Source organism: Paraburkholderia sp. RCC_158 (assembly GCF_041355255.1).
GTDB classification, from domain to species: Bacteria; Pseudomonadota; Gammaproteobacteria; order Burkholderiales; family Burkholderiaceae; genus Paraburkholderia; species Paraburkholderia graminis.
On record NZ_JBFUPM010000033.1, the window covers coordinates 1 to 14,152 of the forward strand.

Sequence of the window (14,152 nt, forward strand, 5' to 3'; positions counted from 1 at the left end):
ACATTGCCCAAGCCGGGGAAGTGGTTCTGCAGCACGCCTATGGCTGACAGCGCAACCATCGCGCCGACCATCAACACATCGCCGTGAGCGAAGTTGATGATGCCCAGAATGCCGTAAACCATCGTATAGCCCAGTGCGATGATGGCATAAACGCTGCCAAGCACCAGCCCGTTGAGGACCTGCTGGATGAAGATATCCATGCCTCCTTCTCCTTATATCTCTATGAACCTCCGTTCCCGCTAATACGCGGCGGTGTGAACGGCTTTAATGTGCGCCTCGGAATCACGACGTCATAAAAAAGCGGCACAGGGATCAAGCTCCCGTGCCGCTCAGCAACGACAAGACTGTCAACAGATTGATACGGGTACAACACCAACTACCGCCAAGGCCTGCTATTTTTTCTCCACGACGTCGACCAGCGTTTGCTTGCCGCCGACGTATCTGTACAGCGAAATCACGCCGTGCCGCAGATCGCCCTTCGAATCGAACTGCGTTTCGCCGAGCACTCCCCGATGGTCGGTCGCAGGGATCGCGGCGAGGATTTTCGCTGGCTCGGTTGATTGCGCGCGCTTCATCGCATCGACGATCACACCCACCGCGTCGTACGAAAACGGTGAGTTCAGAACCGGTGCGTAACCGAAGCGCTTCTTGTAGCGCTCGACGAACGCCGGACCTTCGGCCATCTTCAGCAGTGGCGCGCCAGCAATCGAGCAGATGACGTTATCGGCCGCATCGCCGGCGAGTTTCGCGAGGTCGTCAGCGCACAGGCCGTCTCCGGCCAACACTTTCACCGCGATCCCCAACTGCTTGGCTTGCTTCGCGAACGGCCCACCCGTGCCATCGAGGCCGCCATACATGATCACGTCAGGCTTTTCGCCCTTGATCTTCGTGAGAATCGCGCGGAAATCGACGGCCTTGTCGGTGCTCGCGTCGTGCGACAGGACCGTGATGCCGTTGGCTTTTGCCCGCTTTTCAAATTCGACCGCAAGACCCTGGCCGTATGCGGTCGAGTCGTCGACGATGGCGACCTTCTTTACTTTCAGCGTTTTCGCTGCGTAGTCGGCGAGCGTTGGCCCTTGCTGTGCATCAGTGGCGACTACGCGATACGTGGTTTTGAAGCCCTGCTGCGTATAAGCCGGATTCGTCGCCGACGGTGACACCTGCGCGATGCCTGCATCGCTGTAGATCTTCGACGCCGGAATCGTCGAGCCGGACTGCATGTGGCCGACCACCGCAACGACCTTGTCATCCACCAGCTTCTGCGCGACCTGGGTGGCCTGACGCGGGTCGCCCGCATCGTCCTGCGCGTCGAAGACCAGCGTCACCTTCTTTCCGCCGATCACGAGGCCCGTCTGGTTGATCTCCTCAATCGCAAGGCGGGCGCCGTTCTCGGTGTCTTTGCCGAGATACGAGGCCGGTCCCGTCACGGGCGCGGCCTCGCCGATCTTCACCATCTCGTCGGCACGGGCGACGCCCACTGCAGCGGCCGCCAATGTCCCCAGAATCCCGACGGTCGCCATGCCGCGACCCAAGGTTGTGCTTTTGCTCATGCTTTACCCAGAAAAAGAGTTGTGGTTGGCCGGGGGCGGACGGCAATGGCCGTCCGCCGATCGGAAACACTCGGCCATCTGCCGCTGAAATGCCGGCAGTGGTCCTGCCATCGCCGGATCATTTGTGTCTCACAATGCGGCGCCGGTCGTTAGCGGGGTTGAATTTATGCAGCCACAATACGTTGGGATTGCATCGATCTGCCGGAAAACAGAAGAATTGCGGCAACGGCGCATGGCAGCGATTCGCAATGCACCACCGTATAATCCAGCTATCCGCCCATGAGTTTGCGCATGCCGACTGCCGCCGATCCCGCCCGAGTGACCGATACCGCTCCCGATCTGGTCGAACAACTGGATGCGTTGCCGCGCACCCTGGAGGCTCGCGCGAGCCGTTCCGGCGCAGAACTAAGTGTCGGCATCCTGTTGTGGCCGCGCTTTCCGATGCTGTCGCTGGGCGGCCTGTGCGATGCGCTGCGTCATGCGGCCGATCGCGGCGATCAGAGCCGTCAGCTGCGCTGTCTCTGGACGATTGTCGGCACAGAGGGCGAATTGATCGAAGCGAGCTGCGGCATTGTGGTAAAGGCGCAGTCCACGTTTCCAGAGGTCGCGCAATTCGACTATCTCGTCGTGATCGGCGGCCTGCTGCCACATCTCGACCAGGTCGACCGGCGCTACTGGGACTACCTGAAACACGCTGCCGACGCGGGCATTCCGCTCGTCGGCGTGTGCACCGGTAGTCTCGTGCTGGCCCGCGCGGGTCTGATGGAAGACCACGTTGCCTGCGTGCACAGCTTCCACGTCGGCGATTACCGACGTATGTTTCCCTTGCTGCGCGTAATGACGCATGCTGATTACCTCATGGACGGCGCCCGCATCACCTGTGCGGGCGGCATTTCCGTGGTGGAACTGGCCGCGCGCCTGATCAGTCTGCACTGTGGGCCCGACCGCGCGTCCAAAGTGATTCATCAGATGACGGTCAGCCGCCAGGGCGGCTCGTCGTTCGTCGAGCGGCGTGCGGCGCTCGGTTACGTGTCGGTCGAAGATGCAACCGTGCGCCACGCGGTGCTGCTGATGGAAGAAAACCTCGAGGCGCCGCTAAATATCCCCGTCATCGCAAAGATGATCGGCACCAGCGTGCGCAATCTCGAGCGCGCGTTCATGGCCGAGATGAACGCATCACCGAACGAATTCTACCGGCGCACGCGCCTGCGTTACGCGCGCTGGATGCTCGTCAATACGACCCGCAAGATCACCGACATCGCCTACGAATCTGGATTCGCGGACGCCGCGCATTTCATCCGCGTGTTTCGCGAGGCGTACGGTGTGACACCCGGCAAGCTGCGCACATCGCGGGGCGCTGCCGCCGCATGATCCATCAGGTCGGCGCAACGCCGACCCTCAACGCCGACCGTCATGTTCCGCACGTGCCTGTCGCAATTCTTCTACTTTCCGGCAGATCGATGCAATCCGCCACGTCGACGGCCTCGTACAGTCCGGTGGACGGGTTGATGACGCGTCTGCGGCAATCGGCCTCCATGCAAACACACGAAGAAGAGCGAGTGCGGCAGTATGCGGATATTGATCCTCGGTGCAGGCGTCATTGGTCTGTCGAGCGCCTATTACCTGAGCCGGGCCGGCCACGAAGTCACGATCGCTGACCGGCATTCGGAGGTGGCGAGCGAGACAAGTTCCGGCAACGGCGGCCAGCTATCGTATAGCTATGTTGCGCCGCTAGCCGGTCCCGGTGTGGTCTCGAAACTGCCGCGCTGGCTCACGCGCAACGATTCGCCGGTGCGCTTTCGCCCGAAACTGAGCACCGAACAGTGGCGCTGGTGCTTTCAGTTTCTGTCGGCATGCACTCGCGAACAGAGCGAACTCACGACGCGCAAGCTGCTGTCACTGTCGTTCCTGAGCCGGACGCTGCTTCACGACCTGATTGCTGCCGAACCCTCACTCGACTTCGATTTCGTCCGCTCCGGCAAGCTCGTGCTGCATCGTGACGCGGGTGCGATGCAGAGCGCGGTCAAACTGCTGGAATTCCAGCGTCCGCTCGGCTGCGAACAGCAGGCATTGAGCGCCGACGCGTGCGTCGAACTAGAACCCACGCTCGCGCACCTGCGGTCTTCTCTCGCGGGCGGCATCCATACGCCAAGCGAGGACACGGCCGATTGCCAACGCTTCTGCAAGAGCCTCGAAGCACTGCTGCGCGTTCGCGGCGTGCAGTTCCTGATGAACACAACGATCGACTGTCTGAGGCCTGAATCGGGCGGCCGTGTCGAAGCCTGGAGTGGCGGTGCGCCGCTCGCGTCCGATCATGTCGTGGTCGCCTCAGGCGCGGGTGCGGCCCGGTTACTGAAGCCTCTCTGCGTCCGTGTGCCGGTCTATCCGCTCAAAGGCTACAGCCTGACGTTCGACCTGCAGCCGCAGACGGCTGCGCCCCATGTAAGCATCACCGACTTCGCCCGCAAAGTAGTGTATGCGCGGCTTGGCAAGCGGCTGCGCGTCGCGGGCATCGCCGATATCGACGGTTATTCGCTCGAACCCGATCCCACACGCCTTGCGACGCTGCGAGCAGAGGCGGCTGCAATGTATCCCCACATCGTCAGAGCTTGTCCGGGTAGCGAATGGATCGGCTTGCGCCCAGCGACGCCGCGTGGCACGCCGATCGTCGGACCGACGTGCTACCGCAATCTATGGCTCAACGTCGGCCATGGCGCGCTCGGCTTCACGCTTGCCATGGGTTCAGCGGCACTGCTGGCGCAGTGGCTGGCAAGCAGCAACGACCAGGAACTGCGCAGCACATTTGCTTTTTCGCATTGAACTCGCGAGGCGATGCGCTTCGTAACGAGCTAACTCTCGCAACATCATCGACATCGCATGACAGAAAAGGCCAACATCATCGTTATCGGCACAGGTGGCACGATTGCCGGTCAGGGCAAAGCTGCCAACAACACATCCGCATACGAGTGTTCGGTGCGGGGCATCGATGACATTCTTAACACGATTCCCCATGCCTGCGCCCTGGCGAATCTGCGCACAGAGCAGTTGCTGCAAAACGGCTCCGAGAATTTCAGTAATAAGCATCTGCTCACGATCGGTAAGCGCGTGTCCACGCTGCTCGCACAAGACGACGTCGATGGGGCCGTGATCGCGCACGGCACCGATACGATCGAGGATACCGCGTACTTCCTACATCTCACGCTCAAGAGCTCCAAGCCGGTGGTGGTGGTTGGCTCGATGCGTCCGCCGTCGGCGATGAGTTCCGACGCGGCGCTGAACCTCTACGATGCGATCGTGGTCGCTGCACACCGATCGTCGATTGGCCTCGGCACACTTGTGTTCGCCAACGACGAAATCCACACCGCACGAGACGTTGTGAAGAGCAACAGTTTCAAGATCGAGGCGTTCCGCTCACCGTACGGCCCGCTCGGCTACGTGATCGAAGGTCAGCCACGCTACTACCGTCATCCATCGCGTGCCCATACGCTCGCGACACCGTGGTCTGTCGAGACGCTCGGACCACTGCCCCAAGTCGACATCGTCTACGCCTACGGCGCGCTTGAAGCGGAAGCAGTCAGCGCGATCGCCGCCCGTGCGCAAGGGTTGATCTATGCAGGCACCGGCAACGGCAACGTCGCAGCGCACCTCATCGAGCCGCTGCGCGATGCCGTCCGGCGCGGCGTTCATGTGGTGCGCGCATCGCGCACCGGCAGCGGGATCGTGTTGCGTAACGGCGCGCAACCCGACGACGCCTACGGCTGGCTCACCGTAGAGGATCAGGTTCCCTCAAAAGCCCGCATCCTTCTGATGCTGGCACTGACACAAGCCCGCGACTTGCAAGCGTTGCAAGCTACCTTCGAGCGCTACTGAAGCGGGCGCTCCTTCACAACCGTCCCCACCGGAAGCACACATCATGCACTTCATTAACGACGACGTGCGCCGCCTCATCACGACGCGCGACGCGATCGAGGAACTGCGTGTCGCGCTGGAAGAACATGGCAGGGGCCGCGCACGGATTCCGCCGCGCGTCAGAATCAGGGGCGACGACATCATGCTCAGCACGATGGAGCGATTCGGCCGAACGCAGGCGTATGTGGCGCGAAAGTGTATTCGACTGTTCAAGAAGAGCGGCAAGAGCCCGGCCATGCTGTGCTACCACGGGCACATCCTGATGGAGAACCGCTCGGGGCTGGTGGTCGGCGCCGTGGTCAGTCACGCCGATGGGTTCGCCGAGCGGGCCAGCGCGTTGCGATTGCTCGATTGCCTAACAGGCGCTCATGCAAAGACAGTCGGTGCCGACAAGGCGTATGACACTCGTGACTTCCTGAACGATTGCCGCGCTCGCAATGTGACGCCACATGTCGCGCGCAACGACGATCGCCAAGGTGGTAGCGCGATCGACGGTCGCACTTCGCGGCATGCGGGCTATCGAATCAGCCAGATCATCCGCAAACGTATCGAAGAGCATTTCGGCTCTGGTAAAACGGTCGGCCGGATACGTCAAACCGTCTATCGCGGCATCAGGCGCGTCGACCAGCATTTCAAGCTGACGATGGCCGCGAGCAATCTGACCCGCATGGCGCGAATGCCAGGCGTGGTGCCGCAACTGGCGACGCGATGAGCCGTCACGGCGTGAAGACTGCGCGCCAGCAGGGCTGCATACGTGCGCATGCCCCGCGCGGATCGCAGGGCACACCGGTAATTCAGCGGGAAATTGCACGCGCAAGTCTCCTGAACGTAGCTTCGGTCGTCATGACGGGGCGTCGAAAAGCCTGAAGTGGATTGAAAAACAAAGATTCGAGCCGCGCAATGGCGTCGAGCGCCGGCTATGCGCGACGCGCTAATAGAGTGCGCGTGGCGGCTCGTGGGTTTGTGATTGGGGGAGCACCGGCGCGTGGCTGACGCGCCAAGTAAGCTTCGCGGCCTTCCGCGCCCCTTCCGCGCGGACGCCCCTAAGACTTCCCGATCCCGCCCGGCAACGTCAGCTTGAAATGTTGCGATGCGCGCTCTCGCGCCCCCCGTCCAGAAGCTCGCGCGCGATTTCCGCAACGCGTGCGACGTGCGCGATCGCCGCGTCGCGTGCGGCCGGCTGATCGCCCGAGCGGATCGCGCCGAGTATCCGATTCATCTCGTGAACCGCTTGCCGGCCACGATCATCCGATGCAATGGTCAATGCCCTCAGGCGATTGATGCGCGCGGTCAGCGACTGCACGATCTCCCACGCGACGCGTTTTTTTCCCGCGCTGAACATCCGTTCGTAAAACGCGGTAGTGGACTCGCGCACGGCCTGATGATTCTCTCCGTCGAACGCATCCTCGATCTTGCGCAGGCATAAAGCGAGATCGGCGATGGTCCGCTCGTCGGCGTATCGCGCGCACGCCATCGCGGCCTCGCCTTCGAGGAGAGCGCGAATCTCGTAGATCTCCGCTGCCGTGGCCGCGTCGAGTGTCGCGACGATCGGCCCCTGGTTCGGTATCGAGTCGACGAGCCCCTCTGTCTCCAGATGCCGCAACACTTCGCGCACTACCGTGCGGCTCACGCCCAGCTCTTCGCAGAGCGAGCGCTCGACCAGCCGCTCGCCCGGACGAAAATGCGCATCCAGAATGGCCGTGCGCATTTTCTCGAGCACGAGTTCACGCAACGTCGTGGTACGGCGTTCGACCTTCAGCGAGGGCAGCGCATCGCTCATCGCGGGTTCAGGCCTGAGCGAAGAGCCGCACGTCGCGCGCGTCCCAATCGACGAGCGCCTGCGTGCCGACCGCGAGGCCGCTGTCGTGACGATGCGCGGCCGGCATGCGAATCGAAATCTCCTGTTGCCACGGCGTCGCCACCGCGTAATGCAGCGCGTCCCCGAGATACGTGATGTCGCGCACCGTCACGGGCAACCCTGCCGCGTTGCGCGCATCGCGCAGTGCGTGAATGCGCATCTGCTCGGGACGGATCATCAGCGTGCCGTCGTCGCCCGTGCTCAGCGCCGGATGAAAACTGCCGGTCGCCACCTCGTGCCCATTCGGAAAGACGCCGTTCATGCGGCCGTCGCTATGCGCGGTGACACGCACCGGCAAGAAATTCGAATTGCCGATGAAGCTCGCCACGAAGCGCGACGCCGGGTTCGCATACAACTGCTCGCCCGTGCCGACCTGCTCGATGCGCCCGTTGTTGAACACGGCGATGCGGTCCGAAAGACGCAGCGCCTCTTCCTGGTCGTGCGTCACATACAGAATCGTGACGCCCGTCTCCTGATGAATGCGCCGCAATTCGAGCTGTATTTCCTCGCGCAGCTTCTTGTCGAGCGCGGACAGCGGCTCGTCCATCAGCAGCACCGGAGGATCGTAGGCAAGCGCGCGCGCAATCGCGACGCGCTGCTGCTGCCCGCCCGATAGCTGAGCGGGCATCCGGTCGCGGCATTCGGACAGATGCACAAGCTTCAGCATCTGTTCAACTTTTGCTTTCACTTCCGCTTCCGGACGGCGGCGCACGCGCAACGGAAACGCGATGTTCTCGCCCACGCTCAGATGCGGAAACAGCGTGTAGCGCTGAAACACCATGCCGATGTTGCGCTTGTTCGGCGCGACGGAAAGCAGCGGCTTGCCGTCGAGCAGCACGCGCCCTTCGCTGGGCTCCTGAAAGCCCGCGACGATATAAAGCGTCGTGCTCTTGCCCGAGCCGGACGGCCCGAGGAAGGTCATGAACTCGCCCTTGCGTACGTCGAGCGAAACATGATCGATGGCGACGACGTCGTCATAAGTCTTGCGCAGGCGCTGGATTTGCAGAAATGCAGCAGTCATGGCTCGTTACCTCATTGGTCGTGCGTTATCGCGCGCGGCGCAGCACCGCGCCCGCCAGCATCAGAATGGCCGTCAATCCGACGAGCAGCGAGGACGCCGCCGCCACCACGGGCGTCAGGTCCTGCCGCAGCGTCGCCCAGATCCGCACGGGCAAGGTCTGCAGCGTCGGGCTCGCCATGAAGATCGACACCACGACTTCGTCCCACGATGCGAGGAACGAGAAAATCGCGGCCGTGAAGAGGCCGAGGCGGATGGCCGGCAGCATCACGCGCAGTTTCACCTGAAACGGCGACGCACCGCAGATGAGCGCCGCATCTTCGAGCGCCGTGTCGAAGCTCGCGAGCGAATTGCTGATCGAGATGATCGAGAACGGCAACGCGATGATCAGATGGCCGATCACAAAGCCCGTGATCGTGCCGTTCAGTCCGATGCGCAGGAAGAACGCATACAGCGCGACCGCGAGCACGACGACGGGCAGCACCATCGGCGTGATGAAGAAGGCTCGCGCCGCCTCGCGTCCGCGGAACTTGCCGCGCACGAGCGCTAGCGACGCAAGAAAACCGATCAACACCGACAACACGGTGACGATCGCGCCGAGCTTCGCGCTCGTCAGCAGCGAGTCGATCCAGCCGGCGTCGGTGAAGAGCTGGCGATACCACTCCAGCGTCCAGCCCGGCGGCGGAAAGATCAGCCATTGCGAATTGCCGAACGACAGCGCGACGATGAACAGAATCGGCAGCAACAGAAACAGCGCGACAGCGCCGCCGACGGCAAGCAGAACCCAGCGCATGGCGCCGAGCCGATCGAAGTCGAGGAGCATGCTATTAACCTCCCGCAGCCGCGCGGGCGCCGCCCGCAAACCGCAATTGCAACGCATACAGCGCGAGCGTTACGACGAGCAGCACGAATGCGGCAGCGCCGGCCAGGCCCCAGTTCAGCAGTTGCTGCACGAGCTGCGCGATGAGTTCCGCGAGCATCATGTACGAAGCACCGCCGAGCAGCGCAGGCGTGACGAAGTAGCCGAGCGCCATCACGAACACCATCAGCCCGCCTGCGGCGATGCCGGGCATCGCGAGCGGTATGAGAATGCGCCAGAACGCCTGCCAGCGGCTCGCGCCGCACACGGCGGCGGCCCGCAGCGTCGATGGATCGATGCCGCGCAACGTCGCGTGCAGCGGCATTACGAGAAACGGCAACATGATGTACGTCATGCCGATCGTCACGCCGATCAAATTGTTGACGAGCGTGAGCGGCTCGCTGATCACGCCGAGCGCCATCAACAGACGGTTGATCGGGCCGGTCTGCTGCAACAGCACCATCCACGCGAAGGTGCGCGCGAGCAGGTTGGTCCACATCGACAGCAGCAGGATCGCGAACAGCACCGTGCTCAGCCTGCGCGGCGCGATGGCGAGCAGCCACGCGGTCGGAAAACCGATCGCGAGCGTCGCGGCCGTGACTACCGTGGCGACCAGAAACGTATTGCCGAACACGCGCAGGTACGTCGTCGAGCCAAGCAGTTGCGTGTAGTTCTGCAAGCCCGGCGTCGGCTCCAGCACACTGCGCAGCAACAGCGACAACACCGGCAGCATGAAGAAGATGACCAGCAGCAACAGCGCCGGCATGAGAAGGCGCATGCTGCGCCAGTCGCGCCGCCGGCGCGGGACCGTGGCAGGCGGGTGCGCGACGGTACTCAGGACATTAGGCATGGTGTCTCCCCATCCAGTTCGCTGGCGGTGCGGCGCGGCTGCGCCGCATGCTTATTTCGACTGCCACGCATACCAGCGCTTGGCAATGGCGTCGCGATTCTCGGCCCAGTACTTCATGTCGAGATTGATCTGCGAGGACTTGTACTGATCGGGCAGCGTCTTTGCGACCGCCGGCGACATCAGCGCTGCGGACTTCACGTTGACGGGCGCATAGCCGGTGTCGGTTGCGAACTTCGCCTGCGCCTGCGGACTCGTCGCGGCGGCGAGATACTTCATCGCTTCCGCCTTATGTTTGGCGCCCTTCGGAATCACGAGCATGTCGGCGGCGGTCAGGTTTTGGTTCCATGAGATGCCGACCGGCACGCCCGTTTGTTCGAGCGCATGCAGGCGGCCGTTCCAGAACATGCCGATAGGCGCCTCCCCCGATGCAAGCAACTGCTGCGATTGCGCGCCGCCGCTCCACCAGACAATGTCGCCCTTGATCGTGTCGAGCTTTTTGAACGCACGATCGAGATCCAGCGGATACAGCTTGTTTGCCGGCACGCCGTCGGCGAGCAGCGCGATTTCCAGCACGCCGGGCGCGGACCATTTGTAGAGCGTGCGCTTGCCGGGGAATTTCTTGGTGTCGAACAGATCGGACCAGGCTTGCGGTTGCGCGCCCGCGTACTTCGCCTTGTTGTAGCCGAGCACGAACGAGTAATAGAAGCTGCCGACCGCCGCCGGCGTCGCAAAGCGCGGATCGAGTTCATCCTTCTTCACGACCGAATAATCGATCGGCTCGATGAGCCCGGCCTGTTGCGCCGCGTAGGCGAAATCGCCTTCAACGTCGACGACATCCCAATTCACATTGCCGCTGTCGACCATCGCCTTCAACTTGCCGTAGTCGGTCGGGCCGTCCATCAGCACGTTGATACCTGTAGCCTGCGTGAACGGCTGCGCCCAGTTTTTCTGTTGCGACGACTGCGTGGTGCCACCCCAACTCGTGAATACGATCGGGTCAGCTGCAAGCGCGGGCGCCACGGCAAGCGTCGCCGTGCATAGTGCAATCAGCGGCGCGATAAAGGAAGTACTTCTGCTGTTCATGTCTGTCTCCATGGATATGGTTCGTATCGGGCAACGCATACGTGGCCAGTCGAATGCCGGCTCTTGAGTTCTTTGATTTTTCACGCAAGCGGCGAGAAACGCGCCGGCTTCATGATCTTGTTTTCCATCTCTTCCATCAGTGCCTGAATTTTTGGCGCGAACGCTTGCCATGCGCGGTCTTCGGCGAGCGCGGCGCGGCGCCGCTCGCGTTCGTCGAGGCTCGGGTAGGCCCAGATATGCACGATCTGATTCAACGGCCCGATCTCCGAAAAGAAGTAGCCGATCAGTTCGCCGAGATAGCGCTTCTGCAACTCGACGCCCTCTTCCTCGACGAGCTTCAGATACGCCGGCACAGCGCCGGTCTTGATGCGGTACGTGCGGATTTCGTAGTACATACAGGCTCCAGTTGCAAAGGTCCGCGCATCAGCGCATGACGAACGGATCGGCGATCGGTTCGTCCGACGTGCGAATCCATACCGACTTGGTGCGCGTGTATTCGAGCACCGCTTCGAGGCCGCCTTCGCGGCCGAGGCCAGAGAGCCCATAGCCGCCGAACGGCACGATCGGCGATACCGCGCGATAGGTGTTGACCCACACGATGCCGGCGCGCAATGCCCGCGTGAGACGATGCGCGCGCGTCAGATCGCGCGTGAACACGCCGGACGCGAGGCCATAGCGCGTGCCGTTGGCCAGCGCGATCGCGTCGGCTTCGGTATCGAACGTGACGACGCTCAGCACCGGACCGAACAATTCTTCGGTCACGCTAGGCACCTGCGAGTCCGAACAATCGACAATGGTCGGCAGGAAGTAGTTGCCGTTGGCAAGACCCTCGGGCCGTGTGCCGCCCGTCACCACGCGACCGCCCGCTTCAACGCTTGCGCGCAGCACGTTTTCGATGTGCTCCAGTTGCCGGCGCGTCGCGAGCGGTCCCATTTCGGTGGCCGCATCGTGCGGATTGCCGATGCGGATCGCCTTCGCTTTCGTCACGAGCCGCTCAATCAGCGCGTCATGAATGCCGCGCTGCACGACGAGCCGCGAACCGGCCACGCAGCTTTGTCCGGTCGCCGCAAAAATGCCGGCGATCACGGCGTTGCACGCGCTCTCCAGGTCGGCGTCGTCGAATACGAGCACCGGCGACTTGCCTCCCAGTTCCAGCGACATCGCCGCGAGATTCGCCGCCGAATTGCGCACCACGTGGCGCGCTGTTTCGGGACCGCCCGTAAAGGCAATGCGCGACACGAGCGGATGGCTCGTCAGCGTGCGGCCGCAGTCGTTGCCGAAGCCCGTGACGATATTAACCACGCCTTTCGGAAAGCCCGCTTCGTGCACGAGCCGCGCGAATTCGAGCAACGGCGCGGGGCCGTCTTCGGAAGCCTTCAATACGATCGTGCAACCCGCTGCGAGTGCGGGACCGATCTTCACGGCCGACAGAAACAGCTGCGAATTCCACGGCACGATGCCGGCCACAACGCCGACCGGTTCGCGCCGCAATGTGACTTCCATATCGGGTTTGTCGACCGGCAGCCACGCGCCCTGAATCTTGTCGGCAACGCCCGCGTAATAGCGGTAGTACTCGGCCACATAGCCGATCTGGCTTTTCGTCTCGCGGATGATCTTGCCGGTGTCCTGCGTTTCGAGTTCGGCAAGCCGCGGCGCGTGCTGCGCGACGAGATCGGCGAGCTTGTAAAGCAGCTTGCCGCGCGCGCTCGCCGTGAGGCTCGCCCACGCCGGATCGTTGAGCGCGAGATGCGCGGCAGTCACCGCGCGGTCGACGTCGTCCGCGCTTGCGGCCGGCATGCGCGCCCACACTTCACCCGTCGACGGATCGACGCTGTCGAAGTATTCATGCGCGTCTTCAAACGCACCGTCGATGTATTGCTGGAACCGCGGGACCATGTCAGCCACTCCAAAAATTAAACAGGCAGCCAGGCTGCTGCGTTCAGCGCGCGCCGAATGCGGGCATGACGTCGGAGACGAAGAGTTCCAACGACTTGCGCTTGCGCTCGAAACTCATATGACTGTCCAGCCAGAAACTGTACTGGTCGTAGCCCAGCTCCTCATATCCCTTCAAACGCGCGATCACCTGCCTGGGCTCGCCGATCACGAGATTCTTGCGGATCGCTTCTGATGAATATTGCGGAAACATCTCGACGTCGGCATCGGTCAGCGGCTCGATGAAGCCCTGCTCGATCGGCCTCTCGTTCTTGAACCACTTGCTGAAGTAGCGATAAAACTGCGCGAGGTCCTCGACAGCCGCATCGACTTCGGTGGCATTCGCGCCGACGAACGTGTGCATCAGCATCATCACTTGCGGACGCGGCACGTCGGGATTAGCGGCGCATGCGGCATTGAAGCGCTCGATCAGGTTCACCACTTCGGCATCGCCTTGCGCGAGCGACGTCACCTGCACATTGCAGCCGTTCGCAATAGCAAACGCGTGTGAGTTCGGATCGCGTGCGGCGAGCCACATCGGCGGATGCGGTTGCTGAATCGGGCGCGGCACCGGCGTGCTCCTCGGCCACGACCAGAATTCGCCTTGATGCGCGTAGTCGCCCTTGAAAAGCTCACGCAACGCGGGCACCAGTTCGCGCATGCGCGCGCCTGCCGTCATCGCGTCAAGTCCGGGCAACAGGCGCTCGTATTCGAACGAATAAGCGCCGCGCGCGATGCCGAGATCGAGCCGGCCGTTGCTCGCGACATCCACCATGCCCGCCTCGCCGGCGAGTGCGATCGGATGCCAGAACGGCGCGATCACGGTTCCCGTACCCAGACGAATGCGCTCCGTCTTTGCCGCGAGATACGACAGATTGACGAACGGATTCGGCGCGATGGTGAACTCCATCGCGTGATGCTCGCCGATCCAGGCGGTTTCGAAACCGCCGCGCTCGGCGAGCTGCACGAGCTCGGTCATCTGGTCGAACAGTTCGCGATGCGACGTGGTGTCGTCGTAACGCTCCATATGCAGGAATAACGAGAACTTCATGATGATTCCTTTACCGTGACTGCTGCGGGCGGCACGCATTCA

12 protein-coding genes and 2 pseudogenes are annotated in these 14,152 nt (G+C 62.6%); 4 read left to right on the plus strand and 10 right to left on the minus strand.

Going from position 1 to position 14,152, the window contains the following annotated elements; translation table 11 throughout:
* Together AB6809_RS33615 and AB6809_RS33620 are read right to left on the minus strand one after the other, a co-directional pair.
* Positions 1-200: pseudogene (locus AB6809_RS33615) on the minus strand (branched-chain amino acid ABC transporter permease); the annotation flags it as partial.
* A 192-nt stretch (positions 201-392) separates the two neighbouring features.
* Positions 393-1,520, minus strand: a complete 1,128-nt coding sequence (locus AB6809_RS33620) for a branched-chain amino acid ABC transporter substrate-binding protein (protein ID WP_371028248.1) — start codon at positions 1,518-1,520, stop codon at positions 393-395.
* A 321-nt stretch (positions 1,521-1,841) separates the two neighbouring features.
* Between AB6809_RS33620 and AB6809_RS33625 the strand changes: the two genes are divergently transcribed.
* The 4 genes and pseudogenes from AB6809_RS33625 to AB6809_RS33640 form a co-directional block, all read left to right on the plus strand.
* On the plus strand, positions 1,842-2,921 hold the full coding sequence (locus AB6809_RS33625) for a GlxA family transcriptional regulator (protein ID WP_371028214.1): 1,080 nt from the start codon (positions 1,842-1,844) through the stop codon (positions 2,919-2,921).
* Between the two features lie 198 nt (positions 2,922-3,119).
* Complete coding sequence (locus AB6809_RS33630) at positions 3,120-4,370, plus strand: D-amino acid dehydrogenase (protein WP_371028215.1); 1,251 nt, start codon at positions 3,120-3,122, stop codon at positions 4,368-4,370.
* 57 nt (positions 4,371-4,427) lie between these two features.
* Positions 4,428-5,420, plus strand: coding sequence for an asparaginase (locus AB6809_RS33635; RefSeq protein WP_371028216.1), 993 nt, complete (start codon positions 4,428-4,430; stop codon positions 5,418-5,420).
* 241 nt (positions 5,421-5,661) lie between these two features.
* Positions 5,662-6,171, plus strand: a pseudogene (locus AB6809_RS33640) (transposase); the annotation flags it as partial.
* A 360-nt stretch (positions 6,172-6,531) separates the two neighbouring features.
* Here AB6809_RS33640 and AB6809_RS33645 read toward each other — a convergent pair.
* The 8 genes from AB6809_RS33645 to AB6809_RS33680 form a co-directional block, all read right to left on the minus strand.
* The gene (locus AB6809_RS33645) at positions 6,532-7,239 is read right to left on the minus strand and encodes a GntR family transcriptional regulator (RefSeq protein WP_371028217.1); all 708 of its coding nucleotides are present in this window, start codon (positions 7,237-7,239) and stop codon (positions 6,532-6,534) included.
* A 7-nt stretch (positions 7,240-7,246) separates the two neighbouring features.
* Complete coding sequence (locus AB6809_RS33650) at positions 7,247-8,338, minus strand: ABC transporter ATP-binding protein (protein ID WP_310031642.1); 1,092 nt, start codon at positions 8,336-8,338, stop codon at positions 7,247-7,249.
* Between the two features lie 25 nt (positions 8,339-8,363).
* A complete protein-coding gene (locus tag AB6809_RS33655) occupies positions 8,364-9,158 on the minus strand; it encodes an ABC transporter permease (RefSeq protein WP_371028218.1) in 795 nt (264 codons plus the stop codon).
* A 4-nt stretch (positions 9,159-9,162) separates the two neighbouring features.
* Positions 9,163-10,044: an ABC transporter permease gene (locus AB6809_RS33660; protein WP_371028219.1), complete on the minus strand. Its 882-nt coding sequence runs from the start codon at positions 10,042-10,044 to the stop codon at positions 9,163-9,165.
* Between the two features lie 51 nt (positions 10,045-10,095).
* Positions 10,096-11,127, minus strand: a complete 1,032-nt coding sequence (locus AB6809_RS33665; protein WP_310031648.1) for an ABC transporter substrate-binding protein — start codon at positions 11,125-11,127, stop codon at positions 10,096-10,098.
* 80 nt (positions 11,128-11,207) lie between these two features.
* Positions 11,208-11,522: an NIPSNAP family protein gene (locus AB6809_RS33670; RefSeq protein ID WP_310031649.1), complete on the minus strand. Its 315-nt coding sequence runs from the start codon at positions 11,520-11,522 to the stop codon at positions 11,208-11,210.
* Positions 11,523-11,550: 28 nt separating this feature from the next.
* Positions 11,551-13,023, minus strand: coding sequence for an aldehyde dehydrogenase (locus AB6809_RS33675; protein ID WP_371028220.1), 1,473 nt, complete (start codon positions 13,021-13,023; stop codon positions 11,551-11,553).
* A gap of 43 nt (positions 13,024-13,066) precedes the next feature.
* Positions 13,067-14,110 carry an LLM class flavin-dependent oxidoreductase gene (locus AB6809_RS33680; protein WP_371028221.1) on the minus strand — a complete coding sequence of 348 codons (1,044 nt, stop codon included), beginning with the start codon at positions 14,108-14,110 and terminating at the stop codon, positions 13,067-13,069.
* Positions 14,111-14,152: the final 42 nt, after the last annotated feature.